The sequence below is a fragment of the Promicromonospora sp. NPDC060204 genome (assembly GCF_042728455.1).
Classification (GTDB): domain Bacteria; phylum Actinomycetota; class Actinomycetes; order Actinomycetales; family Cellulomonadaceae; genus Promicromonospora.
The window spans coordinates 1-26543 of the sequence record NZ_JBHWZO010000065.1 but is presented as its reverse complement, the minus strand read 5'-3'; the positions used below and the strand labels follow the sequence as shown (position 1 = coordinate 26543).

At 73.6% G+C, this 26543-nt stretch carries 29 protein-coding genes, 1 pseudogene and 1 riboswitch; of the genes and pseudogenes, 9 read left to right on the top strand and 21 right to left on the bottom strand.

The genetic code is table 11. The features are described from left to right. Positions 1-18: 18 nt before the first annotated feature. Positions 19-333: a DMT family transporter gene (locus ACFWEJ_RS10870; RefSeq protein ID WP_377229217.1), complete on the bottom strand. Its 315-nt coding sequence runs from the start codon at positions 331-333 to the stop codon at positions 19-21. A 12-nt stretch (positions 334-345) separates the two neighbouring features. Next, a riboswitch (guanidine-III (ykkC-III) riboswitch) is annotated at positions 346-408 on the bottom strand. A gap of 264 nt (positions 409-672) precedes the next feature. On the opposite strand from ACFWEJ_RS10870, the gene ACFWEJ_RS10865 reads away from it, so the two are divergent. After that, on the top strand, positions 673-1050 hold the full coding sequence (locus ACFWEJ_RS10865) for an SHOCT domain-containing protein (protein WP_377229216.1): 378 nt from the start codon (positions 673-675) through the stop codon (positions 1048-1050). A gap of 2 nt (positions 1051-1052) precedes the next feature. Further along, the gene (locus tag ACFWEJ_RS10860; RefSeq protein ID WP_377229215.1) at positions 1053-2405 is read left to right on the top strand and encodes a hypothetical protein; all 1353 of its coding nucleotides are present in this window, start codon (positions 1053-1055) and stop codon (positions 2403-2405) included. Here ACFWEJ_RS10860 and ACFWEJ_RS10855 read toward each other — a convergent pair. From ACFWEJ_RS10855 to ACFWEJ_RS10845, 3 genes are all read right to left on the bottom strand, one after another. Next, positions 2350-3462 carry an NAD(P)-binding domain-containing protein gene (locus ACFWEJ_RS10855; RefSeq protein WP_377229214.1) on the bottom strand — a complete coding sequence of 371 codons (1113 nt, stop codon included), beginning with the start codon at positions 3460-3462 and terminating at the stop codon, positions 2350-2352. The genes ACFWEJ_RS10860 and ACFWEJ_RS10855 overlap by 56 nt on opposite strands. 69 nt (positions 3463-3531) lie before the next feature. Then, positions 3532-4074 carry a TetR/AcrR family transcriptional regulator gene (locus ACFWEJ_RS10850; protein WP_377229213.1) on the bottom strand — a complete coding sequence of 181 codons (543 nt, stop codon included), beginning with the start codon at positions 4072-4074 and terminating at the stop codon, positions 3532-3534. A 2-nt stretch (positions 4075-4076) separates the two neighbouring features. Further along, complete coding sequence (locus ACFWEJ_RS10845; protein WP_377229212.1) at positions 4077-4670, bottom strand: sugar O-acetyltransferase; 594 nt, start codon at positions 4668-4670, stop codon at positions 4077-4079. A gap of 58 nt (positions 4671-4728) precedes the next feature. Between ACFWEJ_RS10845 and ACFWEJ_RS10840 the strand changes: the two genes are divergently transcribed. Next, complete coding sequence (locus ACFWEJ_RS10840) at positions 4729-5931, top strand: MFS transporter (RefSeq protein WP_377229211.1); 1203 nt, start codon at positions 4729-4731, stop codon at positions 5929-5931. A gap of 45 nt (positions 5932-5976) precedes the next feature. Further along, a complete protein-coding gene (locus tag ACFWEJ_RS10835) occupies positions 5977-7179 on the top strand; it encodes an ROK family protein (protein ID WP_377229210.1) in 1203 nt (400 codons plus the stop codon). Position 7180: 1 nt separating this feature from the next. Here the strand turns inward: ACFWEJ_RS10835 and ACFWEJ_RS10830 are convergent, their stop codons facing one another. Both ACFWEJ_RS10830 and ACFWEJ_RS10825 read right to left on the bottom strand, forming a co-directional pair. Further along, on the bottom strand, positions 7181-7786 hold the full coding sequence (locus tag ACFWEJ_RS10830; protein ID WP_377229209.1) for a flavodoxin family protein: 606 nt from the start codon (positions 7784-7786) through the stop codon (positions 7181-7183). A gap of 55 nt (positions 7787-7841) precedes the next feature. Beyond that, entirely contained in the window at positions 7842-8261 is a 420-nt protein-coding gene (locus ACFWEJ_RS10825) for a CBS domain-containing protein (RefSeq protein ID WP_377229208.1), read from the bottom strand. 170 nt (positions 8262-8431) lie between these two features. Here ACFWEJ_RS10825 and ACFWEJ_RS10820 point away from each other — a divergent pair, with 170 nt between their 5' ends. Then, positions 8432-9397 (top strand): zinc-dependent alcohol dehydrogenase family protein, encoded by a 966-nt coding sequence (locus tag ACFWEJ_RS10820; protein ID WP_377229218.1) that lies wholly within the window; start codon positions 8432-8434, stop codon positions 9395-9397. Position 9398: 1 nt separating this feature from the next. Here the strand turns inward: ACFWEJ_RS10820 and ACFWEJ_RS10815 are convergent, their stop codons facing one another. From ACFWEJ_RS10815 to ACFWEJ_RS10745, 15 genes are all read right to left on the bottom strand, one after another. Then, complete coding sequence (locus ACFWEJ_RS10815) at positions 9399-9596, bottom strand: alpha/beta fold hydrolase (RefSeq protein ID WP_377229207.1); 198 nt, start codon at positions 9594-9596, stop codon at positions 9399-9401. A 111-nt stretch (positions 9597-9707) separates the two neighbouring features. Beyond that, positions 9708-10580, bottom strand: a complete 873-nt coding sequence (locus ACFWEJ_RS10810) for an alpha/beta fold hydrolase (RefSeq protein ID WP_377229206.1) — start codon at positions 10578-10580, stop codon at positions 9708-9710. Beyond that, a complete protein-coding gene (locus ACFWEJ_RS10805; protein ID WP_377229205.1) occupies positions 10577-10810 on the bottom strand; it encodes a helix-turn-helix domain-containing protein in 234 nt (77 codons plus the stop codon). The genes ACFWEJ_RS10810 and ACFWEJ_RS10805 overlap by 4 nt, the downstream gene beginning before the upstream one ends. Further along, complete coding sequence (locus ACFWEJ_RS10800; RefSeq protein ID WP_377229204.1) at positions 10810-11316, bottom strand: DUF2975 domain-containing protein; 507 nt, start codon at positions 11314-11316, stop codon at positions 10810-10812. Before ACFWEJ_RS10800 ends, ACFWEJ_RS10805 begins: the two co-directional genes overlap by 1 nt. Before the next feature lie 52 nt (positions 11317-11368). Then, complete coding sequence (locus ACFWEJ_RS10795) at positions 11369-12220, bottom strand: HpcH/HpaI aldolase/citrate lyase family protein (protein WP_377229203.1); 852 nt, start codon at positions 12218-12220, stop codon at positions 11369-11371. Continuing rightward, positions 12217-13425, bottom strand: a complete 1209-nt coding sequence (locus tag ACFWEJ_RS10790; protein WP_377229202.1) for a CaiB/BaiF CoA transferase family protein — start codon at positions 13423-13425, stop codon at positions 12217-12219. The genes ACFWEJ_RS10795 and ACFWEJ_RS10790 overlap by 4 nt, the downstream gene beginning before the upstream one ends. Then, positions 13422-15482 (bottom strand): SUMF1/EgtB/PvdO family nonheme iron enzyme, encoded by a 2061-nt coding sequence (locus tag ACFWEJ_RS10785; protein WP_377229201.1) that lies wholly within the window; start codon positions 15480-15482, stop codon positions 13422-13424. Before ACFWEJ_RS10785 ends, ACFWEJ_RS10790 begins: the two co-directional genes overlap by 4 nt. 9 nt (positions 15483-15491) lie before the next feature. Then, complete coding sequence (locus tag ACFWEJ_RS10780; RefSeq protein WP_377229200.1) at positions 15492-16424, bottom strand: ribokinase; 933 nt, start codon at positions 16422-16424, stop codon at positions 15492-15494. After that, positions 16421-17797: an ADP-ribosylglycohydrolase family protein gene (locus tag ACFWEJ_RS10775; RefSeq protein ID WP_377229199.1), complete on the bottom strand. Its 1377-nt coding sequence runs from the start codon at positions 17795-17797 to the stop codon at positions 16421-16423. The genes ACFWEJ_RS10780 and ACFWEJ_RS10775 overlap by 4 nt, the downstream gene beginning before the upstream one ends. Then, a complete protein-coding gene (locus tag ACFWEJ_RS10770; RefSeq protein ID WP_377229198.1) occupies positions 17794-18963 on the bottom strand; it encodes an ADP-ribosylglycohydrolase family protein in 1170 nt (389 codons plus the stop codon). The genes ACFWEJ_RS10775 and ACFWEJ_RS10770 overlap by 4 nt, the downstream gene beginning before the upstream one ends. A gap of 42 nt (positions 18964-19005) precedes the next feature. Continuing rightward, positions 19006-20280 carry an ABC transporter substrate-binding protein gene (locus tag ACFWEJ_RS10765; protein WP_377229197.1) on the bottom strand — a complete coding sequence of 425 codons (1275 nt, stop codon included), beginning with the start codon at positions 20278-20280 and terminating at the stop codon, positions 19006-19008. Between the two features lie 47 nt (positions 20281-20327). After that, on the bottom strand, positions 20328-21155 hold the full coding sequence (locus tag ACFWEJ_RS10760; protein WP_377229196.1) for a carbohydrate ABC transporter permease: 828 nt from the start codon (positions 21153-21155) through the stop codon (positions 20328-20330). A gap of 4 nt (positions 21156-21159) precedes the next feature. Further along, on the bottom strand, positions 21160-22125 hold the full coding sequence (locus ACFWEJ_RS10755) for a carbohydrate ABC transporter permease (protein ID WP_377229195.1): 966 nt from the start codon (positions 22123-22125) through the stop codon (positions 21160-21162). After that, complete coding sequence (locus ACFWEJ_RS10750; RefSeq protein WP_377229194.1) at positions 22122-23153, bottom strand: LacI family DNA-binding transcriptional regulator; 1032 nt, start codon at positions 23151-23153, stop codon at positions 22122-22124. The genes ACFWEJ_RS10755 and ACFWEJ_RS10750 overlap by 4 nt, the downstream gene beginning before the upstream one ends. Positions 23154-24017: 864 nt before the next feature. Further along, positions 24018-24992 (bottom strand): CGNR zinc finger domain-containing protein, encoded by a 975-nt coding sequence (locus ACFWEJ_RS10745; protein ID WP_377229193.1) that lies wholly within the window; start codon positions 24990-24992, stop codon positions 24018-24020. A gap of 132 nt (positions 24993-25124) precedes the next feature. Here ACFWEJ_RS10745 and ACFWEJ_RS10740 point away from each other — a divergent pair, with 132 nt between their 5' ends. The 4 genes and pseudogenes from ACFWEJ_RS10740 to ACFWEJ_RS10725 all read left to right on the top strand — a co-directional run. Continuing rightward, positions 25125-25553, top strand: coding sequence for a hypothetical protein (locus ACFWEJ_RS10740; RefSeq protein WP_377229192.1), 429 nt, complete (start codon positions 25125-25127; stop codon positions 25551-25553). Between the two features lie 50 nt (positions 25554-25603). Further along, on the top strand, positions 25604-26047 hold the full coding sequence (locus tag ACFWEJ_RS10735; RefSeq protein ID WP_377229191.1) for a VOC family protein: 444 nt from the start codon (positions 25604-25606) through the stop codon (positions 26045-26047). Next, positions 26044-26313: a hypothetical protein gene (locus tag ACFWEJ_RS10730; RefSeq protein WP_377229190.1), complete on the top strand. Its 270-nt coding sequence runs from the start codon at positions 26044-26046 to the stop codon at positions 26311-26313. The genes ACFWEJ_RS10735 and ACFWEJ_RS10730 overlap by 4 nt, the downstream gene beginning before the upstream one ends. Further along, positions 26300-26543 (top strand): annotated as a pseudogene (locus ACFWEJ_RS10725) (hypothetical protein); the annotation flags it as partial. The gene ACFWEJ_RS10730 and the pseudogene ACFWEJ_RS10725, both read left to right, overlap by 14 nt.

Sequence of the window (26543 nt, the reverse complement as noted above, 5' to 3'; positions counted from 1 at the left end):
GCTCCTGTGCTCAGTGGGTCAGTGCGTCAGCTTGAGGCCGATCACGCACCCGATCAGGCCCACGATCAGCAGCACGCGAACCACAGAAACGGGCTCGGCGCCGGTGACCATGGCCCAGACGACGGTGGTCGCGGCCCCGATACCAACCCAGACGGCGTAGGCGGTGCCCACGGGCAGCTCCCGCAGGGCGAACGCGAGCCCGCCCATGCTGGCCACGAGGGCGACGCCGAAGACGATGCTCGGGACGACGTTGCTGAAGCCTTCCGAACGGCTCAGCGCTGTGGCCCAGACGGCCTCGAGAAGGCCGGAGACGACAAGGACGATCCAGGACATGGTGTGCTCCTCAGATGCCGTCTTGTCGCACACCGGGTACGGCAACCCTCGTCCGGGAACCCCTGCGGGTTCTGCCCCTAGTCTCGCACGCCTCAGCCGGCCGGCTCACGGCCCGCCCACCGCACTGGCGCGGTCACCAGTACGACGGGATCGGCGGGCGAAAAGTTCACCCGAATCAGGTGATTTATCGGGCCAGCCCCGGCTTTCGTGCCCTCGCGGCCAAAACCTCCCGCTCTGCGCGGGCGCGATGCGGTCCCCGCAGTTACTTTGAAAATGCGGATCGGGCATACCACCGGTGCGTTCCGAAACATCGGAAGGCCGTCGAGAACGGGGCGAGTCATGGATTTCTGGGATTTCTTCTGGCTGATTGTCTACAGCTTCTTCTTCGTGGCGTACCTCATGGTGTTGTTCCAGATCGTCGCGGACCTCTTCCGTGACCACGAGCTGTCCGGCTGGTGGAAGGCCCTGTGGATCATCTTCCTGATCTTCCTCCCGGTCCTCACGGCGCTCGTGTACCTCATCGCCCGCGGCCGGGGCATGGCCGAGCGGAGCGCCGCGGGGATCGCGCAGGCACAGCGCGACACCGAGAGCTACATCCGCGAGGTCGCGTCCGGCCCGTCGCCGTCCGAGCAGATCACGAGCGCCAAGGCGCTCCTCGACGCCGGCACCATCACGCCGGCGGAGTTCGAGCGGCTGAAGGCCAAGGCGTTGGTCTGACCGTGACCGAGCCCGCGGCGGAGAACCCGCCCGACGTGACCGCCCGTCTGGCTGCCCTGGAGCGCGAGAACGCCGAGCTCCGGCGGCAGCTGGACGCGGCGCCGCACGCCGGGGCGGGTCCGGCTGCACCGGCGGGTCCACCCAGGAACCGGGCGCGGAGCGCGACCGCCGTCGTCCTGATCCTCCTGGGTGCCCTGCTGGCCCCGGTCGGGGTGGTCGCCGCGTGGGCGGAGCGCACCCTCACCGACACGGACCGCTACGTCGCGACGGTCGCACCCCTGGCCCAGGACCCGGTGGTGCAGCAGGCGGTGGCGGGGCGGATGACCACCGCCGTCATGGAGCAGATCGACGTCGGCGCGCTGCTCAAGGACGTGCAGGACGGCCTGAACGAACGCGACATCGCCCCGCGGGCCTCGCGGGCGATCACCGCGCTGGAGGGCCCGCTGACCAGCGGCGTGGAGTCGTTCGTCCGCAACGCCGCGGACCGGGTGGTCGAGAGCGACCAGTTCGAGAACGCCTGGGACCAAGCCAACCGGGTGGCGCACGAGCAGCTCGTGCAGGTCATGCAGGGCAATGGGGGCGACGTCGTCCAGGTGGGCCAGAACGGGCAGCTCACCATCCAGCTCAGCGGGCTGATCGACGTGCTCAAGCAGCGGCTCGTCGACCGCGGCCTCACCCTGGCGGGCAACCTGCCCACCATCAACGCCTCGTTCACCATCATGGAGTCCAGCCAGCTCACCGAGATCCGGAACCGGTACGCCCAGGTCGTCGCCCTCGGCACGTGGCTCCCGTGGATCGTCCTGGTCCTGCTGGGCGCCGGCGTCGCCGCCGCGACGCACCACCTGCGCGCCCTGGTCGTCGCGGGCCTCGCCCTCGCGGCCGCGATGGTGGTCCTGGGGATCGGCCTCGCGGTCGGGCGGGGCCTGTATCTCGACGCGCTCAGCGGGAAGGTGATGCGGCTCGACGCCGCGCAGGTCGTGTTCGACCAGCTCGTCTCGTTCCTGCGCGTCACGCTGCGCACCGTGGGCGTGCTCGGCCTGGTCGTCGCCGTGGCCGCCTACCTGGGCGGGTCGAGCGCGTCGGCGCGCGGCCTGCGGTCCGGGATCAGCAAGGGGATGAGCCGTACCCGCCGGTGGGCCGAGGGCCGGGGCGTGTCCACCGGCGCCACGGGCGTCTGGCTCGCCCGCTACCGCGGCGTCGCGCGCGCCGCCGTCATCGCGCTCGGCGCGCTCGTGCTCCTGCTCGCGTCCAGCCCGACGCCGGCGCTGATCGTCGGTGTCGCGGCCGGGGCCGTGGTGCTCATCCTGCTGATCGAGCTGGTTGCGCGGCCGGGAGCCGCCGAACCACCGCCGTGACCGCCTCGCGGCCGGCCCGGTTGGCGCCGACAGTCGACTGCGACGGCCCGAACCCGATGAGGTGCACCCGCGGCTCGTCCGCGACCTGCGTGCCGGCCATGGTGATGCCGCCCAGCTCGTTGCGCAGCCCCAACGGGCCGAGGTGGGCGAGGTCGGCCTTGAACCCGGTGGCCCAGAGGATCGCGTCGAGCGGCGTCAGGCTCCCGTCGGCCTCGCGGACGCCGTCCGGCTCGATCGCGGTGAACATGGGCCGCCGCTCCAGGGCGCCGCGCTCCTTGGCGGCCAGCGCGTACGGCGTCCAGATCAGCCCCGTGTAGGAGACGACGCTGCCGGTGGGCCGGCCCGCCGCGACGTCGGCCATGACCTTGACGATGGTCTCGCGGCCCAGGGTCTCGCTGCGGAACTCGTCGTGGAAGACCGGCTCGCGCCGCGTGTACCAGCGGGTGGTCGCCACACGCGAGATCTCCTCCAGGAGCTGGAGCGCGGAGATGCCGCCGCCGACGACGGCGACCCGCTGGCCGGCGAAGTCCTCGGCGCGCACGTAGTCGCGGGTGTGGAGCTGCCGCCCGCGGAACGTGTCCTGGCCCGGGTAGCGCGGCAGCACCGGGTTGGTCCAGGTACCGGTGGCGTTGATGACTGCGCCGGTGGTCCACGAGCCGTGGTCGCTGGTCACCACGAGGTCGCCGTCCGGGTCGTCGTCGGCGCGGCGCACGGCGACCACCCGGACCGGGCGCAGGATCGGGAAGCCGAAGGCCTCCTCGAAGCCCGCGAAGTAGCGCGGGACGGCCAGCCTGCTGGGTTCGGCGGCGTCGACGGCGGGCTGGGCGAGCCCCGGCAGGTCGAAGATCCCGTTGACCGTGGCCATCCGGAGCGACGCCCAGCGGTGCTGCCAGGCGCCCCCGGGCGCCGGGTTGGCGTCCAGCACCACGAAGGTGCGCTCCGCCTCCGGCTGGTCCACGGCGCTCACGAAGCCGCGGCGCTGCAGGTGGTAAGCCGCGGAGAGCCCGGCCTGCCCGGCCCCGATCACCACGACGGTCGCCCGCCTCACGTCGCTCACACCAGCCTCACTCACACCAGGCTTACTCACACCAGGGACAACAGCCCCGGGCCCCGGATGTTCCGGCGGTCAGCCGGACGTGATGCGTCGCACGGCCTCGGTGACCGTCTCGGGCGGCGGCGCCTCGGTGTCCAGGGCGCGATGGATGGTCAGCCCCTCGATGAGGGCGTCCAGCATCCGCGCCGTGGCCGGGTCGAAGTGCCGCTCCAGCGCCGCCCGGGAGCGCGCCATCCACGCGTTGGTCAGCTCGCGGTAGGCGGGCTCCCGGGACGCGAGGGTGTACAGCTCGTGGGTCAGCACCAGGTCACGCTGGGTGTCGAACACGTCCTCCGTGATGATCGCGACGACGGCCGCCCGGGCGCTCTCCAGGTCGGTCGCGGCGCTCATCCGCCGCTCGAACCCGTCGCTGCCGGCCCGTGCGAACCGGCCGAACGCCTCGCGCAGCAGCTCGTCCATCCCCGCGAAGTGGTAGGTCATCGAGCCGAGCGGCACGTCGGCGGCCGCCGCGACCTTGCGGTGCGAGACGCCGGCGACCCCCACCTCGGCGATCAGGTCGAGGCAGACGTCGATGATCCGGCTCCTGCGGTCGGGGTCGTGCCGGCGCCCGGTCACGGTCAGCCCTCGGTGATGTCGCGGACCACGCGGGCGGGGTTGCCCACGGCGACGACGTTCGCCGGCAGGTCGCGCGTGACGACGGCGCCTGCGCCGACCACCGTGTTGTCCCCGATGGTCACCCCGGGGCAGACGATCACGCCGCCGCCGAGCCAGACGTTGTCGCCGATCGTGATGGGCAGCGCGGCCTCCAGCTTGTCCCGGCGCGGGGTGGGCTCCACGGGGTGGGTCGGCGTGAGGAGCTGCACGTTCGGCCCGATCTGGCAGTCGGCGCCGATCGTGATCGTCGCGACGTCCAGCGCCATGAGGTTGTAGTTGGCGAAGGTGCGCGGGCCGACGTGGATGTTCCCGCCGTAGTCGACGAACAGCGGCGGCTTGATGAACGCGTCCTCGCCCAGGGTGCCGAGCAGGTCGTCCAGGATCGCGCGGGCGCCGTCGTCGTCGGCCACCACCGCGCGGTGGTAGGCGTCGGCGAGGGCGAGGCCGCGCTGGGCGAGGCGGACGCTCTCCGGGTCCTGCCCGCCGATGTAGAGGTCGCCGGCGAGCATGCGCTCGTGGTGGGTGCGGGGGTCGCCGGCGAAGTAGTCGTGAGCCATGGGAACAGCGTAGCGGGCGATGTGTACGACCGTACGTAACGCGGGTACGCTCGTGCGCATGTCGCTCCCCCAGGACACCCGTCCGCCGCTCGCCGTCCGGCGCGCCCGCGCCGCCGTCGGCGCGCTGTTCCTGACCAACGGCGCCCTGTACGCCAACCTGGTGCCCCGCCTGCCGGAGATCAAGACGGCGCTCGACCTCGACAACGCGGCCTACGGCCTGGCCATCGCCGCGTTCCCGACGGGCGCGATCGTCTCGGGCCTCGGCGCCGGGTACATGGTGCGGCGCTTCGGGTCGGCGCGCGTCGCCGTCGTCGGCACCGTCCTGACGGGCCTGGGCACGCTGGCGGCCGGCCTCGCGCCGTCGTTCGCCCTGCTCGTGGCCGCCCTGTTCCTCGGCGGCGCGTCCGACTCGATCACCGACGTGGGCCAGAACACCCACGGCCTGCGCGTGCAGCGCCGGTACGGGCGGTCCATCATCAACGGCTTCCACGCCGTGTGGTCCATCGGCGCCGTGCTGGGCGGGTCCATGGCCGCGGGCGCCATCGCGCTCGGCCTGCCGCTGGACGTGCACCTGGGCATCTCGCTGGGGATCTTCGCGGTCGTGGCGGTCGTCGCCCTGCGGTTCCTCCTGCCAGGCCGGGACGACGAGGCCGCCGACGAGGCGGGTTCTCCCGCGGCCGCCCGTCTCCGCGGACCGCGCCTGAGCGTGCGCACCCTGGCGATCGTGGCCGCGCTCGTGCTCATCGGCATCGGCGGCGCCCTGGTGGAGGACGCCGGCAGCTCGTGGGCCACCCTCTACCTCTCGACCGACCTCGGCGCCCCGGCCGCGCTCGCCGCGACGGCCTACGTGTCGCTCGTCGGCGCCCAGACCGTGGGCCGCCTGCTGGGCGACCGCCTGGTGGACCGGTTCGGCCAGCGCACGGTCGCCTGCGCGGGCGGCGTGATCATCGCGCTCGGCATGGGGCTCGCCCTGGCCTGGCCCACGGTGCCGGGCACGATCGCCGGGTTCGCCGCGGCGGGCTTCGGCAGCGCGACGCTCATCCCGGCCGCCATGCACGAGGCCGACGAGCTGCCCGGGCTGCGTCCCGGCACCGGCCTGACCATCGTGTCCTGGCTGCTGCGGCTCGGGTTCCTGCTCTCCCCGCCCCTGGTCGGCCTGGTCGCCGACGACGTGGGTCTGCGCACCGGCCTGCTGGTGGTGCCGATCGCGGGCGTCATGGTCGTGGCCCTGTCCGGGGTGCTGCGGCGGCGTGCCACCTAGACGCCGTGCCACATGGACGCCGTGCCACATGGATAGGGTCGTGGCATGTCCGCGAGATCAGCCGCACCTGCCCTCAGCCCGGCGGGGACGCGCGTCTTCCAGGAGCTGGTCCGGAATGGTGACGCCTCACGGACCGCCCTGGCGCGCGACACCGGCCTGACGCCGGGCGCCATCACGCGCGCGGTGCGCCCGCTCCTGGAGGCGGGGCTCCTGCTGGAGACCGGCGACCGCGCGTCGTCCGACGGCGCCCTGGGGCGGCCCGCCACGATGGTGACGCTCCAGGCGGAGGCGTACCAGTCGATCGGTGTGAAGGTCACCGCCGACCAGCTCTTCGGCGTGGTCTGCGACCTGCGCTGCCAGGTGCTGGACGAGGTCACGGTGCCGGTGCGCGACCACGGCCCCGACGCGATCGTCGAGCAGATCGTGGAGCTCGTGGACGGCCTGCGGGCCGGCCGTCCCGCGGTCGGCAGCGTCGGCCTGGCCGTCTCGGGCGACGTCGACGCCGTCTCCGGGCACGTGGCCTACTCGCCGTTCCTGGCCTGGCGCGACGTGCCGCTCGGCGCGGAAATCGCCCGGCGCACCGGGCTCACGACGACGGTCGAGAACGACGTCCGCGCCCTCCTGACCGGCGAGCGCTGGTACGGGGTGGGTCGCGGGATCTCGTCGCTGGCGCTCGTCACGGTCGGCACCGGCATCGGGTGCGCGCTGCTGGTCAACGGGCAGGTGGTGCACGGCGAGTTCGGCGTGGCCGGCGAGGTGGGCCACGTGCTCGTCGACCCCGAGGGACCCCTGTGCCACTGCGGCAACCGCGGCTGCGTCGAGGCCATCGCGGGGTCCGCCGGGATCCTGGACCGCATGGCGGAGGCCGGGTTCGACGGGCTCGGCATCGGCGACGTCGCGGACCTCGCCCGCTCGGGTCAGCCCGACGCCGTGCGGGTGCTCGCCGACGCGGGCCGCGCCGTCGGCATCGGGATCGCCACGATCGCCAACCTGCTGGGCGCCCAGCACATCGTGATCACGGGCGAGGCGATCGGCAGCCGTTCCGGGCCGGCCGCCGGTGACGCGCCGGTCGACGAGCAGGACTACGACGTCATGGACCCGCACGTGCGCAGCGCGTTCGAGGAGCGGGCCTTCGGCTCCGCCGCGCGCTCGGCCATCGAGCTGCGCCCGCTGCGGTTCGTGGACTGGGCCCGCGGCGCGGCGGCGTGCGCCGTCGAGCACTTCGTGACGAGCTACGGGCGGTCCTGAGTCAGTCTTCCTGCGGCGGCACGGGGTGGGCCGCGAGCGCCGACGCGACGGCGTGCAGGTTGTGGGCCATGAGGCGGCCGGTGCTGTGCGACCACTCGTGCCCGTGCTCGGTGTCGGGGTACTCGTCGCCAGGGCCGGGGCCCTGGTTCCAGTAGGTCCAGGCCTGGCCGGGGACGGTGTACCCGATGTCGCCGAGGGCGCCGCTGATCTCGGAGATCACGTGGTGCGCGCCGTCCTCGTTGCCGGTGACGACCACGCCCGCGACCCTGTTGTAGGCGACGGGTGTGCCGTCGGACGACGTCTCCGACAGCATCGCGTCCATCCGTTCGAGCATGCGCTGCGCGATCGAGGAAGGCCGGCCGACCCACGTCGGGGTGACGACCACGAGGATCTCGGCGTCGAGCAGCCGCTCGTGCACGCCGGGCCACGCGTCGCCGTCGCCCAGGTCGGTGACCACCCCGGGGGGCACGTCGAGGTCGGCGAGCCGGATGTGGTCGACGGCGACGCCCCGCTCCTGGAGCGCGCCTGCGACCACCCCGGCGAGCGCCTCGGTGTTGGACGGTTCGGGGGACGGCTTGAGGGTGCAGCTGATGAACAGGGCCTTCATGGGTCTCCTCGGTCGTTCGGCTCGTCAGTCGTTCGGTCGTCAGTCGTTCGGCTCGTCAGTCGTTCGGCTCGGCGCGGGAGATGTCGGCCAGGGCCGACGTCGGGTCCCGTTCGACGGCGAGGTCCCCGATCGAGAGGATGCCGACGGCGACGTCGCCGTCGACCACGGGGACGCGCCGGACGGCGGCGCTGCGCATCATCTCGGCGGCCGCCTCCACGGGGACGTCGGGGCCGACGGTGACGAGCTCCTCGCTGGCCACCTCGCCGACCATCGCCTCGAGGCCGAGGCCCTCGGCGAGGCCGCGGACCACCAGGTCGCGGTCGGTGACGATCCCGATGACGGTGGGCCCGGCCCGGACCACCAGGGCGCCGACGTCGTGGTCGGCCATCGCCCGCGCGGCGGACTGGAACGTCTCGGACATGCCGATGGTGGTCGGCGCCGGTGTCATGACATCGGCGACGGTCTGCTGGGCCATGGCGCGCTCCTTCCTGGGTGCGGCCGGTGGGGGGTGACCGGCCTGAGTCCACCGTGCTGCGTGGCGCGGCCACTCGCACGCCGTCCGTCATGTGAGGCAAACGTCGGGCGGCCGCTCTCACTTTCCCGAAGTGGACGCAGGCGTCCGTTAGCGTCGCCGGCGTGACCAGAATGATGCGAGCAGTGACGATCGAGCAGTTCGGCGACCCGAGCGGGATGGTCGTGGGCGAGGCCGCCGCGCCGGCTCCCGGGCCGGGGCAGGTGGTGATCGAGACCGAGGCGATCGGTGTGGGCGGCGTCGACGCCGTCATCCGGCGCGGGACGCTCAGCGGGTGGGGCTTCAGCCCGGGGCTGGTCCCCGGCAGCGAGGTCGCCGGCCGGGTGACGGCGGCCGGCGCCGACGTCGACCCGGCGTGGGTGGGGCGCCGGGTCTGGGCGTTCACCGGCACGAGCGGGGGTTACGTCGAGCAGGCGGTCGCCCGGGTGGAGGACGTCGCCGAGCTGCCCGAGGGGCTCTCGCCGGTCGACGCGGTCACCCTCGGGAGCTCGGCGCCCGTGGCGCACTTCGCGCTGACGCACGCGCACCTCACGCCCGGGGAGTCCGTGCTGGTGCGCGGTGCGGCCGGGAGCATAGGCATCGCGGCCGTCGAGCTCGCGGCCCACGGCGGCGCGAGCGCCGTCGCGGTGACGACGTCGTCGGCCGAACGGGGCGAGCGCCTGCGGGCGCTCGGGGCCACGCACGTGCTCGACCGCGCAGGCGAGGGCGACCCAGGCGCCCCCGCGGCCTACGACGTGATCATCGACATCGTGGGCGGGCCCGGTACCCCCGACTTCATCGACCGGCTCGCGCCGAACGGGCGTCTGGTCGTGGTCGGCGCGATCGCGGGGATGCCACCCGCGGACTTCGGCACGCGCCTCCTGGGTGCGTTCCAGCAGTCGCGCACGTTCTCGACGTTCAGCCTCGATACCGCGCCCGCGGCGGCCCTGGAGGTCGTCCGCGCGGAGCAGTTCGCCGCCGCGGCGCGCGGCGAGCTGCACGCCGTCGTCCACGAGGTGCTGCCCCTGGACCAGGCGGCCGAGGCCCACCGCCGGATGGACGCGGGCACGGTGTTCGGGCGGATCGTGCTGGTGCCGTGACTCAGGCGCGCGCCGCCAGGTCGCGCACGTGCCCCACGATCTCGGGCCACAGCTCCTCCGGCAGCGCGTGCCCCATCCCGGGATAGGTGCGCAGGACCGCTCCCGGGATCTGGCGGGCGATGTCCCGGCCGGCGGCGACCCGGACGAGCGGGTCGTCCCCGCCGGCGATCACCAGGGTCGGGACCCGGACCGTCGACACACCAGACCATCTGGAAGTCCAGGCCCATGATCAGCAGCAGGGGCTCGCCCGTGGCGAGGTCGCCGAACGACTCGTAGGCGATCTCGACGCCGCCGTTGCGGGCGTAGCGGGTCACGGTTCGAGCCTGCCGAGGAAGTCTCGGACCAGCGGGACCACCTCGTCGAGGTGGGTCTCGAGCAGCCAGTGGCCGCCCCCGAGGAGGTGCAGCTCGGCATCCGGGAGGTCGCGGCGGTAGGCCGTGGCCGCGCCCTCGGGCATGTAGCCGTCGTGCGGGCCCCACACGATCAGGGTGGGCGGCCGGTGTTCCCGCAAGTACGCGCGCTCGCGGGGGAACCACGCCAGGGTCGAGGGCTGGTCCTCCAGGAGCCGGACCAGGTTGGTCCGGCGTTCCGGCGTGGACAGCAGCGCCCAGTGCAGGGTCCACAGGTCGGGCGGGACGCGGTCGGCGACGTCGCCGGGCAGCTCGCCGGCGAACTCGTCGCGGAACCCGTCGAGGCTGACGTGCTCGGCGTAGGCGCGGCGGGCATCGGGGCCGGGGTGCTCCCAGAGCTTGCGGAGGACGTCGTACTTGGGCCCGAACTCGTCCTCGTAGACGTCCCCGTTCTGGATCACCAGCCCGGACACCCGGTCGGGGGCCGACATCGCGAGCCGGAACCCGAGCTGGGAGCCGTAGTCGTGCAGCCAGATCGCGTACCGGTCCAGCCCCAGGGCGTCGACGAAGTCGGCCAGGAAGGCCGCGTGGGCGTCGAAGGTGTACCCGAAGTCCTCGGCCGGCGGGGTCGCGCTGTAGCCGAAGCCGGGAAGGTTAGGCGCGACCGTGCGCCAGCGGTCGCTCAGGGCGGTCATCAGGTTCCGGTAGACGAAGGACGACCCGGGGTAACCGTGCGGCAGGAGGAGCACCGGCGCGTCGGCCGGCCCCGCCTCCCGGTAGAAGACGTCGATCCCGTTCACGTCGAGGCGGCGGTGCCGGATCGGCGCGCTCATCTGGGCCTCCCCGGTGCCGCACCATCTCCCGGCTCGTACCGGATCAGGTCCCCCGGCTGGCACTCGAGCACCGCGCAGAGCGCGTCGAGCGTCGTGAACCGGACCGCCTTCGCGCGGCCGTTCTTCAGGACCGCGAGGTTCGCCGGCGTGATCCCGACCCGCTCGGCGAGCTCCCCCACCGACATCTTGCGGCGCGCGAGCATCACGTCGATGTCGACGACGATCGGCATCAGATCACCTCGGCCAGCTCGGCGCGCAGCGCCGTGGCCTCGCCCTTCCATGCGACGGCCTTGACCAGGAGGCCCCGCAGCACGACCACCAGCAGCGCGACGCCGACGGCGAGCACGGCGCAGCCGACCAGCGTCAGGAAGATCCCGGGCGGGACACCGGTGTCCCGGGTCTGCGCCAGGAGCCAGACCAGCAGGCCCACCGCGACGGCGGCCGCGACGACCGCCGACCAGATCATCGCGTCGACCCACCGGAATGCGCTCGGCGAGAACACCGCGTCCCGCCGGGCCATCCCCACGAGCCGCCAGACGCAGACGAGCACCACCTGCAGGGGCACCAGCCCGATCGCCGACACGACGAGCGTCGGCACCCGCAGGGCAGCAGCCACGGGGTAGCTCGCCTGCAGCGTCCACGCCATGTCCGGCAGGACCACCAGCTGCGTCAGCAGCGTCCCGAGGACGAGCAGCACGATCACTACGCGGAGCAGGCCTGTCGTGACCGGGTTCATGAGCGCCTCCTATCGAGAAACGATAGAAACCTATCGCGTCACGAGAGGAACCTCAAGAGCCACCCAGCTCCACCACCCACCGCGCCCGCTCCACCATCGCCACGTCGAGGAACGTCCCGTCCGCCAGGGCCACGGCCCCCACACCCTCCGTAGCGGCACCACGCACCCGCTCCAACACCTCCCGCGCGGCAGCCACCTCCGAGGCCGACGGCAGGAACGCCGCCCGGATCGTGTCGAGCTGCCCCGGATGGATCGCCGTCCGCCCCGAGAAACCCAGCCCCCGCCCCACGAGGCACGACGCCGCCAGCCCGTCCAGGTCCCGCACGTTCGTGAACGCCGACATCACCGGCGGCACCAGCCCCGCCGCCCGGGCGGCGACCACCACACGGCTGCGCGCCCAGGTCAGGCCCGCGTCGTCGGAGACCCGCAGGTCGGAGCGCAGGTCCGCCTCCCCCAGCCCGATCGACCGCACCTGCGGCGACGCCGTCGCCAGCTCGAAGGCCCGCTCGACGCCGAGCGCCGTCTCGACCAGCAGGTGCAGCGCCCGGCCGGGCAGCGCGGCCGCGAGGTCCCGCACCTCGGCGGCCGACTCCACCTTGGGCACCCGGGCGCCGACCGCGAGCGGCAGGGCCGCGAGCATCGCGACATCGTCGGCGTGCCACGGGCTGCTGCCGTGGTTGATCCGCACCTGGACCGGCCGCCCGGAGACACCGGCCAGGAGCCGCCCTGCGTTCTCCCGCGCCTCCACCTTGCGCGACGGCGCGACCGCGTCCTCCAGGTCGACGAGCACCGCGTCGGCGTCCGAGTCGAGCGCCTTGGCCACCCGGTCGGGCCGGTCGGCGGGCACGTAGAGCAGGGTCAACGACGCGCCGCCGCGCGGCCCGGTCCCGGCAGCCCCGCTCATACCGCCCCCTGCTCCCGCAGCTCCGCCACGCGCTCGGCGGAGAAGCCGAGCTCCCCCAGCACCTCGTCGGTGTCCGCGCCGTGCGGCCGGCCGGTGAACTGGATGACGCCGTCGTTCTCCGAGAGCCGGAACAGCGGCCCCTGCATGAGCATCGGCCCCAGCTCGGGGTCCTCGATCTCGTGGATGGTCCCGAGCGCCTGGAACTGGGGGTCGGCCACGATGTCCCGCGCGTCGTACACGGGGGCGACGGCGGCCTGGGCCTCCTCGAACGCCTTGACCACCTCGTCCCGCGTGCGCTCGGCGATCCAGCCGCCGACGGCGTCGTCGAGCTCGTCCGCGTGCCGCGCCCGGTCCACGCCCCGCGCGAACCAGGGCTCGTCCACCAGCTCGGGCCGCCCGACCAGCCGCACCACCCGCTCCGCGATCGACTGCGCCGACGTGGAGACCGCCACCCAGTGCCCGTCGCTCGTGCGGTACGTGTTGCGCGGCGCGTTGTTGCTCGACCGGTTGCCCGTGCGCGCCTGCACCGTCCCGAGCTGGTCCCAGCGCGTGATCTGCGGCCCGAGCATCGCGAGGATCGGCTCGACGATCGCGGTGTCCACGACCTGCCCGCGCCCGGTCCGGTCGCGCGCCGAGAGCGCCGTCATGATCGCGAACGCGGTGGCGAGCGACGCGACGCCGTCGGCCAGGCCGAAGGGCGGCAGCGTGGGCGGGCCGTCGGCCTCGCCGGTCATCGCCGCGAACCCGCTCATCGCCTCCGCGAGCGTGCCGAACCCCGGGCGCGTCCGGTAAGGACCAAGCTGGCCGAAGCCCGAGACCCGCGCGAGCACGAGCCGCGGGTTGCGCGCCGACAGCTCCTCGTAGCCCAGGCCCCAGCGTTCGAGCGTGCCCGGCCGGAAGTTCTCGATGACGACGTCGGCCCGCTCGGCCAGCGCGAGGAACACCTCGCGCCCGCCGTCCGAACCCAGGTTCGCGGTGACGGTGCGCTTGTTGCGGCCCAGCGTCTTCCACCAGAGGTTGACGCCGTCCTTGGCCGCCCCGTGCGTGCGCGACGGGTCGGCCTTGAGCGGGTGCTCCACCTTGATGACGGAGGCGCCCAGGTCGCCCAGGTGCATCGCCGCCATCGGCCCCGCGAACAGCGTGGACGCGTCCACGATGCGCAGGCCGGCCAGGGCGCCGACGGCGGGATCGCGCGACACGCTCATGCCGACACCTCCCACGCGCAGCGGAACCCCACCGTGGCGCTCCGGGCGAGCCCGAGCCCCGGGAGCAGCAGCTTCACCGAGTAGTCCGGCGCGTGCCGCCCGCCCTCGACGTACCAGTCGGAGTCCGGTGCGCGGTAGTCGCTGCCGCCCTTGAGCAAAACGAACCGGGTGCGGCCGTCGCTGTGCTCGCTCTCGGTCCAGCTCCAGACGGCGACGCCGGGCCGCTCCACCCCGAACGACGACGGCGCGGCCTCCCCCGCGAGCTGCCACTCGTCCTCGGTGGGCAGCCGCCCGCCGCGCCAGGCGCAGTAGGCGCGGGCGTCGTCGAGGTCGACGTAGGTGACCGGCTGGTCGGCGGTGCCCGCGGCCGGGCTCCCGTCGTCCCAGTGCGCGAGGAACCGGTGCGGCTCGGCGGGCGCGTAACCCGTCGCCTCCAGGAACTCCGCGAACTGCGCGTTCGTTACCTCGGTCTCCGCGACCGCGACCGGCGTCGCAAGGACGCCGTCACGCTGGAGCGTCCGCGCGTCGTGCAGGCGTGGCGGCAGCGGCTTCCACTCGTCCACGTACGGCGCACCCTGGTACATCCCGGTCTCCCGGGCGCGGTAGCGGACGGTGAGCACGTAGTCGCCCGCGGGGACGACGACGGCGTCCGGCTCGGGCGTGGCCGACGACGGGGCCGACCCGATGGACGTGTAGCTCACGGGAGCGACCTCTGCGTCTGACACACCTACCCGGCGCGCGATCCGGTGCGGGAACCGGGCGTCGGCGTCGTGCGGCATCCTGCGCAGGGCGTCGAGCAGGTCCGGCAGCCAGGCGGGATCCGCGACGCCGTCGGCGACGTGCAGCAGGGCGGCGATGCCGCGGCCGGGCACGACGACGTCCCCGGCGGCCGACGGCTCGGTGAGCGGAACCAGCCGCCCGCCAGCCCGCTCCGGCGCGTCCGCGGCCAGCACCGGCCCCGCGTAGTCGGCCTCGCCCCGGTTCACCAGCGTCCACAGCGTCACCCCGTCCAGCGACCAGCCCGACGCGTACACGCCCGCGGCCTCGGCCTCCGGAGAGAGAGGAGCCAGCGGCGTCCACCCGCCGTCGAGCAGCAGGTCACCGGCAGCCCGCTGGACCGTGACGAGGCGGCGCACGGTCGCGGCGTCCCGCCGGGACCACCCGACCCACACGCCGAACACGACCTCCCACACCATCACGCCCACGCCGTTCAGCCACGCGGACTGGAGCTCCTCGGAGTGGTCGCGGTGCCAGCGCCGCACGTGGTGCTGCATGTGCCGGCGCTCGTACCAGTGCGCCCGCAGCACGCCGGGCACCGGCGAGTCGGCGAAGAACTGCGCCCACGAGGAGGAGTGGTCCTCGATGCGCTCGACCGGCAGCTTGGACTCACCCTCCAGCACGATCCCGGGCCGCGCCGCCTCCAGGCGCGCGACCAGCTCGGGCTCGGCCTTCTTCAGGGTGTCCAGGAAGACGCCGTCCGCCCCGAGCTCGCGCACGACCGCGGCGAGCTCCGTCAGGTCGTCGGCGCCGCGGCGCGTGCCAACGTCCCACGGGTTGTAGTCGACGAAGACGTGCAGCCCGGCCTCGTGGAACGTCGCAACGAGCGCGGCCAGCCCGGGCACGTCGCGGTAGAAGTCCCACTGGTTGCGGTCGTCCAGCCCGATCACGGGGTAGGCGTGCCACAGCACGACGGCGTCCAGCCCGCCGAGCCGCTCCCGGGCGTCGGCGAGGAACCGCTCCGGCGTGAACCGCTCCTCCTCGAACGAGTAGAGCAGCTCGTCCCACAGCCAGACCTGCGCCACCGTGCTGCACCGCGCCGCCCACGCGGCCTCGGGGCGCGCGTACGCGGCGCCGGTGTAGCCGTGGCGGTCGCGGGCGTCGGACCGCCAGGCCCGCAGCGTCTCGCGCCAGGCCGGGCGGTCGGCCGGGTCCGCGGGCCCGGAGAAGATCTTGGCCTGGTCGAGCGCCTCGCTCAGGTCCGGGGTCAGGGGGCCGACGGCGACCTCCGTGGGCCGGTCGATCGGCCGCGGGACCAGGGGGTCGAACGTGTAGCTCATGATGCCTTTCTAGTTCTTGCCGACGAGCAGGTGCTCGGCCAGCGCGACGACGTCAGCCGCGTCGGGCACGGCGTCCTGCGCCCCCGGCCGCGTGACGGCGAGCGCCCCGGCGGCACCGGCCAGGCGCGCCGCCTGCAAGAGGCCCGAGCCGGCCAGGCCTGAGCCGGCCAGGGACGCCGCCAGGACGCCGCAGTACGTGTCGCCCGCGCCGGTCGTGTCCACCGCCGCGACCTCGGCGGCCGGGACCAGGACGGGCTCCGCGCCGCGCCGGGCCACGAGGCTGCCTGCCGCGCCGAGGGTCACGACCACCGCGGGCACGCGGGCCAGCAGGGCGGCCGCGAGGTCCTCGGGATTCGCGCCGACGCCCGGCCCCGCGAGGTCCGCCGCCTCGTGCTCGTTGACCACGAGCACGTCGAGCTGGTCCCACAGGGCGTCGGGCAGGTCGCGCGACGGCGCCGCGTTGAGCACGAACAGCGCGCCCGCGCGGCGTTCGCGGGCGGCCGCGATCACGGTGTCGAGCGGGATCTCGAGCTGCGCCAGCACGACGTCGGCGGCCGCGATCCGGCGGGCCTGCGCCGCGCCGACCCGCACGCGCGAGTTGGCGCCGGGCGCCACGACGATGGCGTTCTCGCCGTCGGGCGAGACGGTGATCAGGGCGGTGCCGGTCGGGGCGTCGACCCGGTCGACGACATCGGTGCGCACACCTGCCCCGCCGAGCGAGGCGAGCAGCAGCTCGGCGGACTCGTCCTGGCCCAGCGCCCCCACGAACGTGGTGTCCGCTCCCCCGGCGCGCGCCGCGGCGACGGCCTGGTTGGCACCCTTGCCGCCCGGCGTGCGGCGCAGGTCGCCGCCGAGGATGGTCTCGCCGCCGGCGGGGTGGCGGGGCACGTCGACCACCAGGTCGACGTTCGCCGACCCGACCACCACGACCTGCCCGGTCATGCGGCACCTCCGGCCGGCTCCACCAGCGCCACGGTACGCGCCGCGAGGTCGGCGATGCGCTGCTCCCCGCCGGGCAGGGAGGTCGCGATGCGCCCGTCGAGCGGCGCGGTCCATCGTTCGCCGATCCCGTCGACACCCAGAAGGGCGCCGGCGACACCGCCCACGGTCGCCGCCGCCGAGTCCGTGTCCCAGCCCGCCGTGACGGCGATCGAGACGCTCGCCCCGAAGTCGCCCCGGCCCGCGGACAGCGCGAACGCGATGACGGCCGCGTTGTTCAGCGTGTGCACCCAGTGCAGGTGTCCGTACTCGGCGTGGATGCGGTCGAGGCCGGCGCGTACGCCCGCCTCGCTCCCGTCGCAGTCGCGGCCCAGGGACCGGCCGAGCGCCACGGCGCCGGCCAGCCCGCTGTTCGGCGGGACGACGGCGTCCGCGGCGTCGAGCACGTCCTCGACGGTCTCGGAGACCATCGCGGCGGCGGCCAGCCCGGCCGCCCACATCGCGCCGTAGATCCCGTCGCCGGTGTGGCTGAGCCGGGCGTCGGCCCAGGCCAGCCGGGCCGCCCCGCGCACGTCGCCGGGCGAGACCCAGCCGAGCAGGTCGGTGCGGATGAGCGCGCCGATCCACTCGCGGAACGGGTTGTGGTGCGTGGCCGTCTCCGGCACGGGCACCGCGTCGAGGATGTTGCGGTAGGCCGCGCGCTCGGCGGTGAAGGTGCGCCCGGCGGGCAGGTTGTCCAGCCAGAGCTGCGCGACGTCGTCGGTGCTGAACCCGCGGCCGTGCCGCTCCAGCAGGGCAAGGGCCAGGATCGGGTAGTTGAGGTCGTCGTCCTCCGGCATGCCGGAGATGTTCTCCTCCAGCGACGTCGGCGCCGACCGGCGGTTCCACGGCCAGCGCGCCGCGACGTCGTCGGGCAGGCCGACGGCGGTGAACCAGCCGTCCAGCGGCCAGCGGCCGGTCGCGCGCAGGATCTCCTCGATGCCGGCGCGCGGGATCTTCTCGACGGGCTTGCCGAGCAGGCAGCCCGCGGCGCGGCCGGTCCAGGCGCCCTGCACCCGGGCGGCGTAGGCGGCGTCCCCTCCGGCCGGACGGTCCGGCAGGGTGGGTGCAGGCGGGAGCAGGGCCTCGATCTCGTCCCACGTGGCCGGGGCCGAGGACGCCGCAGGCAGGGCGTCCAGCTCGTCCAGCAGCGTCCGGGCGAGCGCCCGCAGCGCCGGCGTGGCCGGGACGGGACCCGCCCCGCTCACCGCCGGCGTCGGGTCGCCGCCCGCCGCGACCCAGCGGTCGCGGACGTCGGCGACCTCCTTGCCCTCGGCCGCCGACTGCACGAGCTCGTGCGCCAGCAGGTCCTCGGGCTGGGCCCAGGTCAGCCTCACGCGGGCTCACCCGCCCCGACGGCGTCGAGCGACGTCAGCCGGGCCAGTGCCCGCTCGCGGTCCGCGCGCAGGATGTCGCCGGCGGCGTCCGCCATGAGGCGGCCGGTCTCCCGGACGTCCATCTTGCTGGCCGTCTCGATCTCGTCGAGCCACTCGGCGGGCACGACGCCGCTGCCGCCCAGACCGGCGGCGACCGCGCCCGCCATGACGGCGATCGAGTCGGCGTCGCGGCCGTAGTTCACGGCGGCCAGCACGGAGCCGCGGTAGTCGCCGCGGTGCCCGAGCAGGAGCCCGAGCGCCACCGGCAGCTCCTCGATCGACTTGGTGCGCGAGGGCCGGCGGGCATCCATCGACATCTGCCGGTACTCCGCGCCCACCGAGTCGTACGGGGCCACGACCTCGCGGACGAGGCGCGCGAGCTTGCGCTCCTCGTCGTCGGTCGTGGGCGGCTCCGGCCAGCCGGACACGGCGTCGACAACCGCCCGGAGCGCGTCCGCCGTGCCGTCGTGCGCCACGTCGAGCGCGGCGGCCACGACGTCGTCCAGCGTGGCGCCCGGGGCGACCGAGGCCGCGACCATCGCCGCGAAGACCCCGGCCGCCTCGCGGCCGTAGCTCGACTGGTGGGCGCCCGTGAGGTCGATCGCCTCGGCGTAGGCGGCGCGGGCGTCGCCCGCGTTCACCAGGCCGACCGGGGCCGCGTACATCGCCGCCCCGCAGTTGACCACGTTGCCCACGCCCGCCTCACGCGGGTCCACGTGCCCGTAGTGCAGCCGGGCCACGAGCCACTTCTCGGCGAGGAACACTCGCTGGAGCAGCAGCGCCGTCGACTCGAGCTCGGGGATCCACCGGGGCTCCCCGATCATCAGCGGCACGAGGTCCTCGGCCATCGCGTAGGCGTCGAGGTGCGCCCGCCGCTTGGCGTACACCTCCACGAGCGCCCTGGTCATGAGGGTGTCGTCCGTGATGTGCCCGTCGCCCTTGTGGTACGGGGCGATGGGGCGCGCGTCGCGCCAGTTGGGGTACCAGGGCCCGACGATGCCGCGCACGCGGCCCCCGTGCCGCTCCTCGATCTGCTCCGGTGTCCAGCCCTCGGTCGCTCCACCGAGGGCGTCCCCCACTGCGGCACCGGTGATCACGGCCACCGACCGGTCCTCTAACCAGCTCACGGCTCTGCTCCTTCGTCGTTCCTGCGTCGCTTGCGTCGGGTACTACTGCGTGATCTCGTCCCAGCCGCTCGTGAGCTGGTCGGCGAGCTCCGTCTCGTCCGTCTCCTGCGCCAGGTAGCGCTGGTAGGCGGGCGTCGCCACGGTGTCCTTCCACTGGGCGTAGGAGTCGGCGAAGAGGTAGGGCGCGGCCGTGAAGTTCTGGCCGGACGCCAGGATGGTGCTCCAGCCGTTCTCGTCGCCGAGCTTCTCCGTCAGGGCCTCCTGGGCCGACGTCGTCGCCGGGATCAGGGCGTCCGCCTCGTTCAGCGCGGCGAGGTGCTCGGTCTGCGTGAAGAACTCGATGAACTCCGCGGACTCCTCGACGTGCTCGGAGTCGATGTTGACCGACAGCGTCTGGGGGTTGGCCGCCTGCTGCGGGCCCTCGGGGCCGGCCAGCGGGGGCAGCGCCACCCAGTCGAGGTCCTTCGGCGCGTCCTTGGCGATGTTCGCGGCCTGGTAGGAGCCCTGCACGGTCATCGCCGTCTGCCCGGCGTAGAACGAGGCGATGGCCTCGGAACCCGACTGGGTCAGGGTCACCGGCAGGATCGACTCGTCGTCGTAGGCCATGCCGTGCACCAGCTCGGGCAGGGCCATCTCGCCCTCGCCGACGGTCAGGTCGGCGTCCTCGCCGGTGCCCTCGATGTAGGTGCCGCCGAACCCGGGGGCCAGCGCCATGAACGCCGCCGTCGGGCTCGAGAGGCCCCAGCCGAGACCGTAGACGTCGCCCTTCGTGGTCGCCTTCGCGATCTCGCGCAGCTCGTCCCAGGTCATGGTCTCGCCGGTCGGGATCTCGACCCCGGCGTCCTCCAGCAGGGCGCGGTTGGCGAACACCACGTACGACTGCAGCTCGGTCGGGTAGGCGATCACCTGGTCGTCGACGGTCACGGAGTCGAGCACGCCTTCGGGGATGTCCGCGCGGCGCTCGTCCGACATGAGGTCGGTGAGGTCAGCCAGGTAGCCGTCGCGGGCGAACGACACGATGCTCGCCGCCTCGTAGTGGATGATGTCGGGCGCGGCGCCGCCGTTGAACTGGGTGATGAGCTTGTCGTAGACGCCGTCCCAGCCCGCCGGGACGATCTCGACCTGCACGTCGGGGTTGGCCGTGTTCCAGTCCTCGACGATCGACTCGGTCGCGGCGATGGCGGCCGGCTGGTCGGACAGGGCCTGGAACTTCAGCGTGACCGGGCCGTCGTCGGCGGCGTCCCCGCTGCCGCAGGCGGCGAGCAGGAGGGTGCTGGTCGTGAGGCATGCAGCGATGAACACTCCACGAGACTTCATGGGTCTGCCTTTCGGATAGGTGGTGCTGGTGTGGCCGTGGGGGCTGGTCATCCCTTGACCGCCCCGGCCATGAGGCCGCCGGTGAGCTTCTTCTGCATGATCGAGAAGAAGACGATGCTGGGTATCGCGGCGAGCACGGAGCCCGCCGCCAGGGGGCCGAGCGCGACCTTGCCCTCGCCGCCGATGAACGTCGACAGGGTGATCGGCAGGGTGTAGTTCTCGGGCGACTGGAGCAGCACGAGAGCGAAGAAGAACTCGTTCCAGGACGAGACGAAGCTGAACATCGCCGTGGCGACGACGCCGGGGGCGAGCAGCGGGACGACGATCCGGCGCAGCACCACGAGGCGGCTGCCGCCGTCCATCGCCCCGGCCTCCTCGAGCTCCACCGGGATCGCGGCCACGTAGCCCTGCAGCATCCACAGCGCGAACGGCAGCGTGTACGTGGTGTGCACGAGCGTGAGCCCGAGGAGGCTGTCCGTCAGGCCGATCGTCCGCAGGATGAGGAACAGCGGCAGGATCACGAGGATCACCGGGAACACCTGGCTGACCAGGATCCAGCCGACGCCGGCCGTGCGGATCGCGCCCTTGAGCCGGGCCAGCACGTACGAGGCCGGCAGCGCGATGAGGATGACGAGCGCGGTGGACGCGAGCGCGACGATCGCGCTGTTGGCCGCGGAGTGCACGAGGCCCTGCCGGGCGAGGGCCTGCGAGTAGTTCTCCCAGTGCCACTCCTGCGGCAGCAGGTTCACGACCAGCGAGTTGAGCTCGCCGGACGACTTCACCGAGGCCGACAGCAACCACAGCAGCGGGAAGCCCAGGAAGATGATGTAACAGGCCAGCGCCACGTACTGGGCGGGGCGGACGAGAACGCGCATCGGCTCAGCCCTCCTTCTTCGTCTTCTCGGCGCGGTCGTCGCGGAACTGCGACCGCAGGTAGAGCGCGAGGAGGAGCACGACCACCACGACGAGCACGACGCCCATCGCGGCGGCGTAACCGATGTTCCGGTTCTTGAACGCCTCCAGGTAGGTGAACAGCATCGGCAGCATGGTGCGGCCGCCGGGCCCGCCCTCGGTCAGCACGTAGACCAGGGAGAACGAGTTGAAGTTCCAGATGAAGTTCAGCGACGTGATCGACGCGACGATCGGCCGCAGGCTCGGCAGCGTGACCGCCCAGAAGCGGCGCCAGGCCCCGGCGCCGTCCATCGCGGCGGCCTCGTGCAGCTCGTCCGGGATCTGCTGCAGCCCGGCGAGCAGGGTCACCGTGGTCTGGGGCATGCCCACCCAGACGCCGACGACGATGACGGCGGGCAGCGCGGTGGAGAAGTCGGCGAGCCAGTTGGTGTCGTCCGGCAGACCCAGCGAACCGAGGAACGCGTTGAGCGGCCCCGCGTTCGGCGAGTAGATCATCTTCCACATGATCGCCACGACCACGGGCGGCATCGCCCACGGGATCAGGGCGAGCACCCGGGTGAGCCCCTGGAGACGCAGCCCCGAGTTGAGCAGCAGCGCGAGGCCCAGCGCGGCGACGAGCTGGAGCAGCGTCACCGAGACCGCCCACACCATGCCGATGCGGAACGAGTCCCAGAAGAACGAGTTGCCCGCGAGCCGCACGAAGTTGTCGACGCCGACGAACTGGTAGTCGGGGTGCCGCACGAGCTCGGCGTCCGTGAACGCGAGCAGCACACCCATGAGTAGCGGCGCGACGGACAGCACGAGGATGGGCAGCAGGGACGGCATGACCAGCGCGGCGGCCTCGCGGCGCCGGGCGCGGTCCATGCCCGTGGGGCCTCGACGGCGCCCGGACCGGGGCGGCGACGGCTGCCGGGGCGAGGCGAGGACGGTCATCGAGCACTCTCTTCCTGGGCGGTGGACTCGCGCACGAACAGGCGCGGCCCGATGGCGATCTGCTGGGCGGGCTCGGCGCCGTCGTCCACCCGGCCCAAGACGAGCCGGGCGGCGGCGGCCCCGCGCTCCGCGGACCCGAGCGAGACGCTGGTCAGGCTCGGCTGGAAGACGCGGCCGATCTCCGTGTCGTCCATCCCGGTGACGGCGAGCGCGCCCGGCACCGAGAGCCCCAGCTCCCGGGCGGCGCGGACGACGCCGATGGCGAGCAGGTCGTTGGCCGCGACGACGGCGTCGAATGGCCCCGCAGCGGGGGTGCGGGACAGCAGCCGACGCGCGGCGGCGAGCCCGGCGGCGACGGTGAAGTCGTCGGCGCGCTCGGTCTCGGCGTGGTCCCCGGTGAACGCCGGGCCGCTCGTCGCGGCGTCGAACCCGCGCTGGCGGGCGGCGCCCGGGGTCGTGTCGAGCGGTCCGTTGACGAACCCGATCCGGCGTCGGCCGATCTCCAGGAGGTGGGCGACGGCCTGGCCGAGGCCCGCGGCGGAGTCCGTGGAGACGGAGTCGATGCCCTGCTGCTCCAGCGAGCGGCCGATCACGACGACGGGGACCGGCGCCTCGCGGATCGCGTCGACCAGCGCGTCGTCGGTTCGCAGGGGGCTGACGATCAGGCCGTCGACGAAGCCGCTGCTCAGGCTGTGGACCAGGTCGGTCGTCGAGGCGACGCTGGGGCCCGTGGACATGACGACCACGCGGTACCCGTGCGGCGCGAGGACCTCGTGGATCGCGGTGAGCATCTCGACGTAGACGGGGTTGCCGATGTCGGCGACGGCGAACGCGACCTGGAAGGTCCGCTTCATCCGCAGCGACCGGCCGATCGCGTCCGGGCTGTAGCCGAGCTCGGCGGCGGCGGCGCGGACGCGGTCGACCATCTTCTGGCTGGCGCCCGAGCCGTGCAGCGCCCGCGAGGTCGACGCCAGCGACACCCCGGCGCGCTCGGCCACCTGGATGAGGGTGGCGCGTGATGACGACACTGTCACTCCACTTCGTCGTGAGGTCCTGCTTGGTGCTTGGTGCTTGGTGCTTGTTACCTGTTGCCTGATCGATCTGGTTGCCGGACCGGTGTGGTGGCCGGATCGATCTTGCGGCCGGATCGATCTGGAAACGTTTCCAACTCCCAGCCGGACTGGGCCTGGAAACGTTTCCGGTGAGGGTCGTCAGTGTTGCACCGGCGCGGGCGAACCGTCAAGCGACCCCGAGCGGCCGCGCTCGGAAGTGCGCTTCTACCCCGTCATTGCGCCCGAATCACGGCCAATTCCGGGCCCAATGACTGGGTAGAAGCGCACCTCCGGTGCGGCGCGGGCGACGTCGGGCCGGGCCAGGTGGGGCCGAGTCGGGTCGGGCCAAGCCGGGTCGGGAGCCGTCGAGTCGGGCCGGGCCGGGCCGGGTGGGCCAGGCCAGGTCACGCCGGACCGCGCCGGGCGCGGTGGAGCGGGAGGCCGCGCTCGGAAGTGCGCTTCTACCCCGCCATTGGGCCCGGATCAGGGCTGATTCCGGGCCAGATGACTGGGTAGAAGCGCACCTCCAGTGCCGCGCGGGGCGACGTCGGGCCGGGTCGTGTCGAGCCAGACCGGGCCGGGCCAGGTCGAGCTGGGCCAGGTCGAGCTGGGCCAGGTCGGGCGTGGTCGAGTCGGCGGCAGCGCTCGGAAGTGCGGTTCTACCCCGTCATTGCGCCCGAAATCACGCCAGTTTCGGGCCCAATGGCGGGGTAGAAGCGCACCATCGGGTCGGGGTCGGGACGGGCACGGCGAGTCGGGGCGGGACGGGCACGGCGAGTCGGGTCGAGCGAGGCGGGCGGCGCGGGGCCGGGTGGGTCGAGTCGGCCGGGTGGGGGCCGGTCAGGCGTGGGTTGCCGACGGCGCCGACGACGTCGGGGTCGACGTCGTGCGGTGTCGCGAGCGGTAGGCCGAGACCTTGACCCGGTTGCCGCACGTACGCATCGCGCACCACTCGCGGCGGTGCCCGCGGGACCGGTCCAGGTAGACCTGGGTGCACTCCGGGCGGCCGCACTCGCGCAGCAGCGCGGCGTCCGGGCCGCCCAGGATCTCGACGGCCTCGCGCGCCACGGCCGCGAGGCCCTGCGCTGCCGTGCCGGAGCGGCGAGTAACGGCGGCGCCGAGGCCGCCCGAAGAGCCGGCACCAGCAGACCCGGCACCGACAACTCCGGCACCAGCAGACCCGGCACCAACAACGCCGTCACCGACAGACCCACCCCCGGCCGACCCGCCCCCGGCCGCCGACCCACCCCCGGCCGACCCGCCCCCGGCCGCCGACCCACCCCCGGCCGACGCGGCACCGGCCGATCCGCCACCGGCCGACCCGTCACCGACAGACCCGGCACCAGCCGACCCGCCCCCGGCCGACCCGGCATCAACAGACCCGGCACCAGCAAATCCGACCCCGCCCACCTCCAGCTGCACGATGACCGGCGGCTGCGCGGCGTACCGGTTCAGGACCGCGACCGCCTCCGCGAGCGCGGCCGGCGCGGCAGGTGCAGCAGCCGCGGCGGACACCGGAGGGGCCGCCAGGGCAGCCCCGGTCGCGGACGCGGCGGCCTCGGAAAGCGCCGCCAGCGCCGCGCGGCCGCCGAGCCGGTCCTCGACGAGGGCGTAGAGCGACTCGCGCAGCTCCAGGGCCGCCGCCAGGTCTGCCTCGTCGGCGTGCGGGGCGGCGTCGAACATCCCCGACTCGACGAACCAGTCGTCGAGGAGCCCTGGCGTGCCGAGCTTCTCCGCGGGGACCGGGTTACGGCGGGCGCGCAGCGTGCCGAGGAAGTCGAGCGCGAGCGTTCCGCAGGGGAAGGCGTGGTTCACGTAACCATTCTGACCGGTGACCCCGTGGCGCACAAGTCCCCGTAACCCGTTTGACGGGTTACGGAACCTGTGCCACAGTTCTGCTCATCGCAGTAACCGGTCAAACCGGTTACCAAACTGAGGAGCCTGACCATGACCGCAGTCCGTTTTCACCTCGACTCCACGCTCGCCCCCGAGGCCGCCATGCGGGTGCTGACCGACTTCAGCCCGGCCCGTGCCGAGGCCTGGCCCACGATCGACGCCGAGCACCTGACGGTCCACGCCCAGGGCGACAACTGGGCCGAGGTCACCGAGGGCACCGCGGCGGCCTGGGAGCGGGCCCGCTACGAGTGGGACGACGAGCGCGGCCGCGTGGACATCACGACACTGGACTCGAAGGTGTTCGGACCCGGCGGTGGCTGGGTCTTCCAGGTCTCCCCCGCCGAGGACGGCAGCCGCATCGACGTCGAGCTGACCCGCACCCCGGAGACCTTCCAGCGCAAGCTGCTCGCCGCCCTGCTGCCCCTCGTGGGCCCGTCGTCCCTCAGCAAGTCCTTCGCGGGCCCGCTGCAGGCCAAGTGACCCACCAGACCCACCACCACCTGAACACCCAGCTGGAATCGGAGAACACCATGGAACTCAAGCTCGAGGTCGTCGTCCTGCCCGTCGCCGACGTGGACCGCGCCAAGGACTTCTACGCGGGGCTCGGCTGGCGTCTCGACGCCGACTTCGCCACCGAGCGCGGCCTGCGCGTCGTGCAGCTCACGCCGCCCGGGTCCGCCACGTCGATCATCTTCGGCGAGCACCTCAGCGACGCGACGCCGGGCTCCGTGCGGGGCCTGCACCTCGTGGTCACGGACATCGCCGCGGCCCGCGCCGAGCTCGTCGAGAAGGGCGCCGACGTCAGCGAGGTCTGGCACGACCAGGACGGCGTCTTCCACTGGGCCGGCACCGCGAACCGCGTGCCCGGCGCGCACCCCGAGCACGACAGCTACGCGTCGTTCGCCTCGTTCGCCGACCCGGACGGCAACGAGTGGGTGCTCCAGCAGATCGTCGACCGTCTCCCGGGCCGATGAGCACCACCGGCGACCCGAGGTCGAACGAGATCCTGCTCGACCTGCTCAAGCAGGCGGCCACGGCGCACGGCGTCCACGAGCAGGAGGAGCTGGGCGGCGTGTACGACGAGGGCTGGCCCGAGTGGTACGCCAAGCACATGACCCGCACCCTCGCGGAGCAGGGCTACCGCATCGTCCCCGCCGAAGGACCCGCCGACGGACCCGCCGACGGACCGGCCGACGCACCCGCCGCCACCCCCGAAGGTGCCGACGATGAGCCGGTCTGACGACGCCGGGGCGCTCGACCGCTCCGAGCGGCTGCTGAGCTCGGCCCCGCCGTACGCCGTCGAGCAGGTGCACGTCGCCGCCTTCGAGCGGCTGACCCCGGCGGAGCGGGAGGCCGTGTTCGACCGGCTCTCCCGCACCGGCGAGCCGCCCCCCGGCCCCACCGCCCCCCCCCCCCGGGGGGCGGGGCCGGGGGGGGCCGGCGGGCCGGGCGGGGGGGCGGCGGCGAGCC

Bases quoted from the DNA above. Each gene is read 5' to 3' on its own strand.
- ACFWEJ_RS10870 (WP_377229217.1), bottom strand. From the start codon at position 333: ATGTCCTGGATCGTCCTTGTCGTCTCCGGCCTTCTCGAGGCCGTCTGG.
- ACFWEJ_RS10865 (WP_377229216.1), top strand. From the start codon at position 673: ATGGATTTCTGGGATTTCTTCTGGCTGATTGTCTACAGCTTCTTCTTC.
- ACFWEJ_RS10845 (WP_377229212.1), bottom strand. From the start codon at position 4,670: ATGGCTCACGACTACTTCGCCGGCGACCCCCGCACCCACCACGAGCGC.
- ACFWEJ_RS10840 (WP_377229211.1), top strand. From the start codon at position 4,729: ATGTCGCTCCCCCAGGACACCCGTCCGCCGCTCGCCGTCCGGCGCGCC.
- ACFWEJ_RS10835 (WP_377229210.1), top strand. From the start codon at position 5,977: ATGTCCGCGAGATCAGCCGCACCTGCCCTCAGCCCGGCGGGGACGCGC.
- ACFWEJ_RS10830 (WP_377229209.1), bottom strand. From the start codon at position 7,786: ATGAAGGCCCTGTTCATCAGCTGCACCCTCAAGCCGTCCCCCGAACCG.
- ACFWEJ_RS10825 (WP_377229208.1), bottom strand. From the start codon at position 8,261: ATGGCCCAGCAGACCGTCGCCGATGTCATGACACCGGCGCCGACCACC.
- ACFWEJ_RS10820 (WP_377229218.1), top strand. From the start codon at position 8,432: ATGATGCGAGCAGTGACGATCGAGCAGTTCGGCGACCCGAGCGGGATG.
- ACFWEJ_RS10810 (WP_377229206.1), bottom strand. From the start codon at position 10,580: ATGAGCGCGCCGATCCGGCACCGCCGCCTCGACGTGAACGGGATCGAC.
- ACFWEJ_RS10805 (WP_377229205.1), bottom strand. From the start codon at position 10,810: ATGCCGATCGTCGTCGACATCGACGTGATGCTCGCGCGCCGCAAGATG.
- ACFWEJ_RS10800 (WP_377229204.1), bottom strand. From the start codon at position 11,316: ATGAACCCGGTCACGACAGGCCTGCTCCGCGTAGTGATCGTGCTGCTC.
- ACFWEJ_RS10795 (WP_377229203.1), bottom strand. From the start codon at position 12,220: ATGAGCGGGGCTGCCGGGACCGGGCCGCGCGGCGGCGCGTCGTTGACC.
- ACFWEJ_RS10790 (WP_377229202.1), bottom strand. From the start codon at position 13,425: ATGAGCGTGTCGCGCGATCCCGCCGTCGGCGCCCTGGCCGGCCTGCGC.
- ACFWEJ_RS10785 (WP_377229201.1), bottom strand. From the start codon at position 15,482: ATGAGCTACACGTTCGACCCCCTGGTCCCGCGGCCGATCGACCGGCCC.
- ACFWEJ_RS10780 (WP_377229200.1), bottom strand. From the start codon at position 16,424: ATGACCGGGCAGGTCGTGGTGGTCGGGTCGGCGAACGTCGACCTGGTG.
- ACFWEJ_RS10765 (WP_377229197.1), bottom strand. From the start codon at position 20,280: ATGAAGTCTCGTGGAGTGTTCATCGCTGCATGCCTCACGACCAGCACC.
- ACFWEJ_RS10760 (WP_377229196.1), bottom strand. From the start codon at position 21,155: ATGCGCGTTCTCGTCCGCCCCGCCCAGTACGTGGCGCTGGCCTGTTAC.
- ACFWEJ_RS10755 (WP_377229195.1), bottom strand. From the start codon at position 22,125: ATGACCGTCCTCGCCTCGCCCCGGCAGCCGTCGCCGCCCCGGTCCGGG.
- ACFWEJ_RS10740 (WP_377229192.1), top strand. From the start codon at position 25,125: ATGACCGCAGTCCGTTTTCACCTCGACTCCACGCTCGCCCCCGAGGCC.
- ACFWEJ_RS10735 (WP_377229191.1), top strand. From the start codon at position 25,604: ATGGAACTCAAGCTCGAGGTCGTCGTCCTGCCCGTCGCCGACGTGGAC.
- ACFWEJ_RS10730 (WP_377229190.1), top strand. From the start codon at position 26,044: ATGAGCACCACCGGCGACCCGAGGTCGAACGAGATCCTGCTCGACCTG.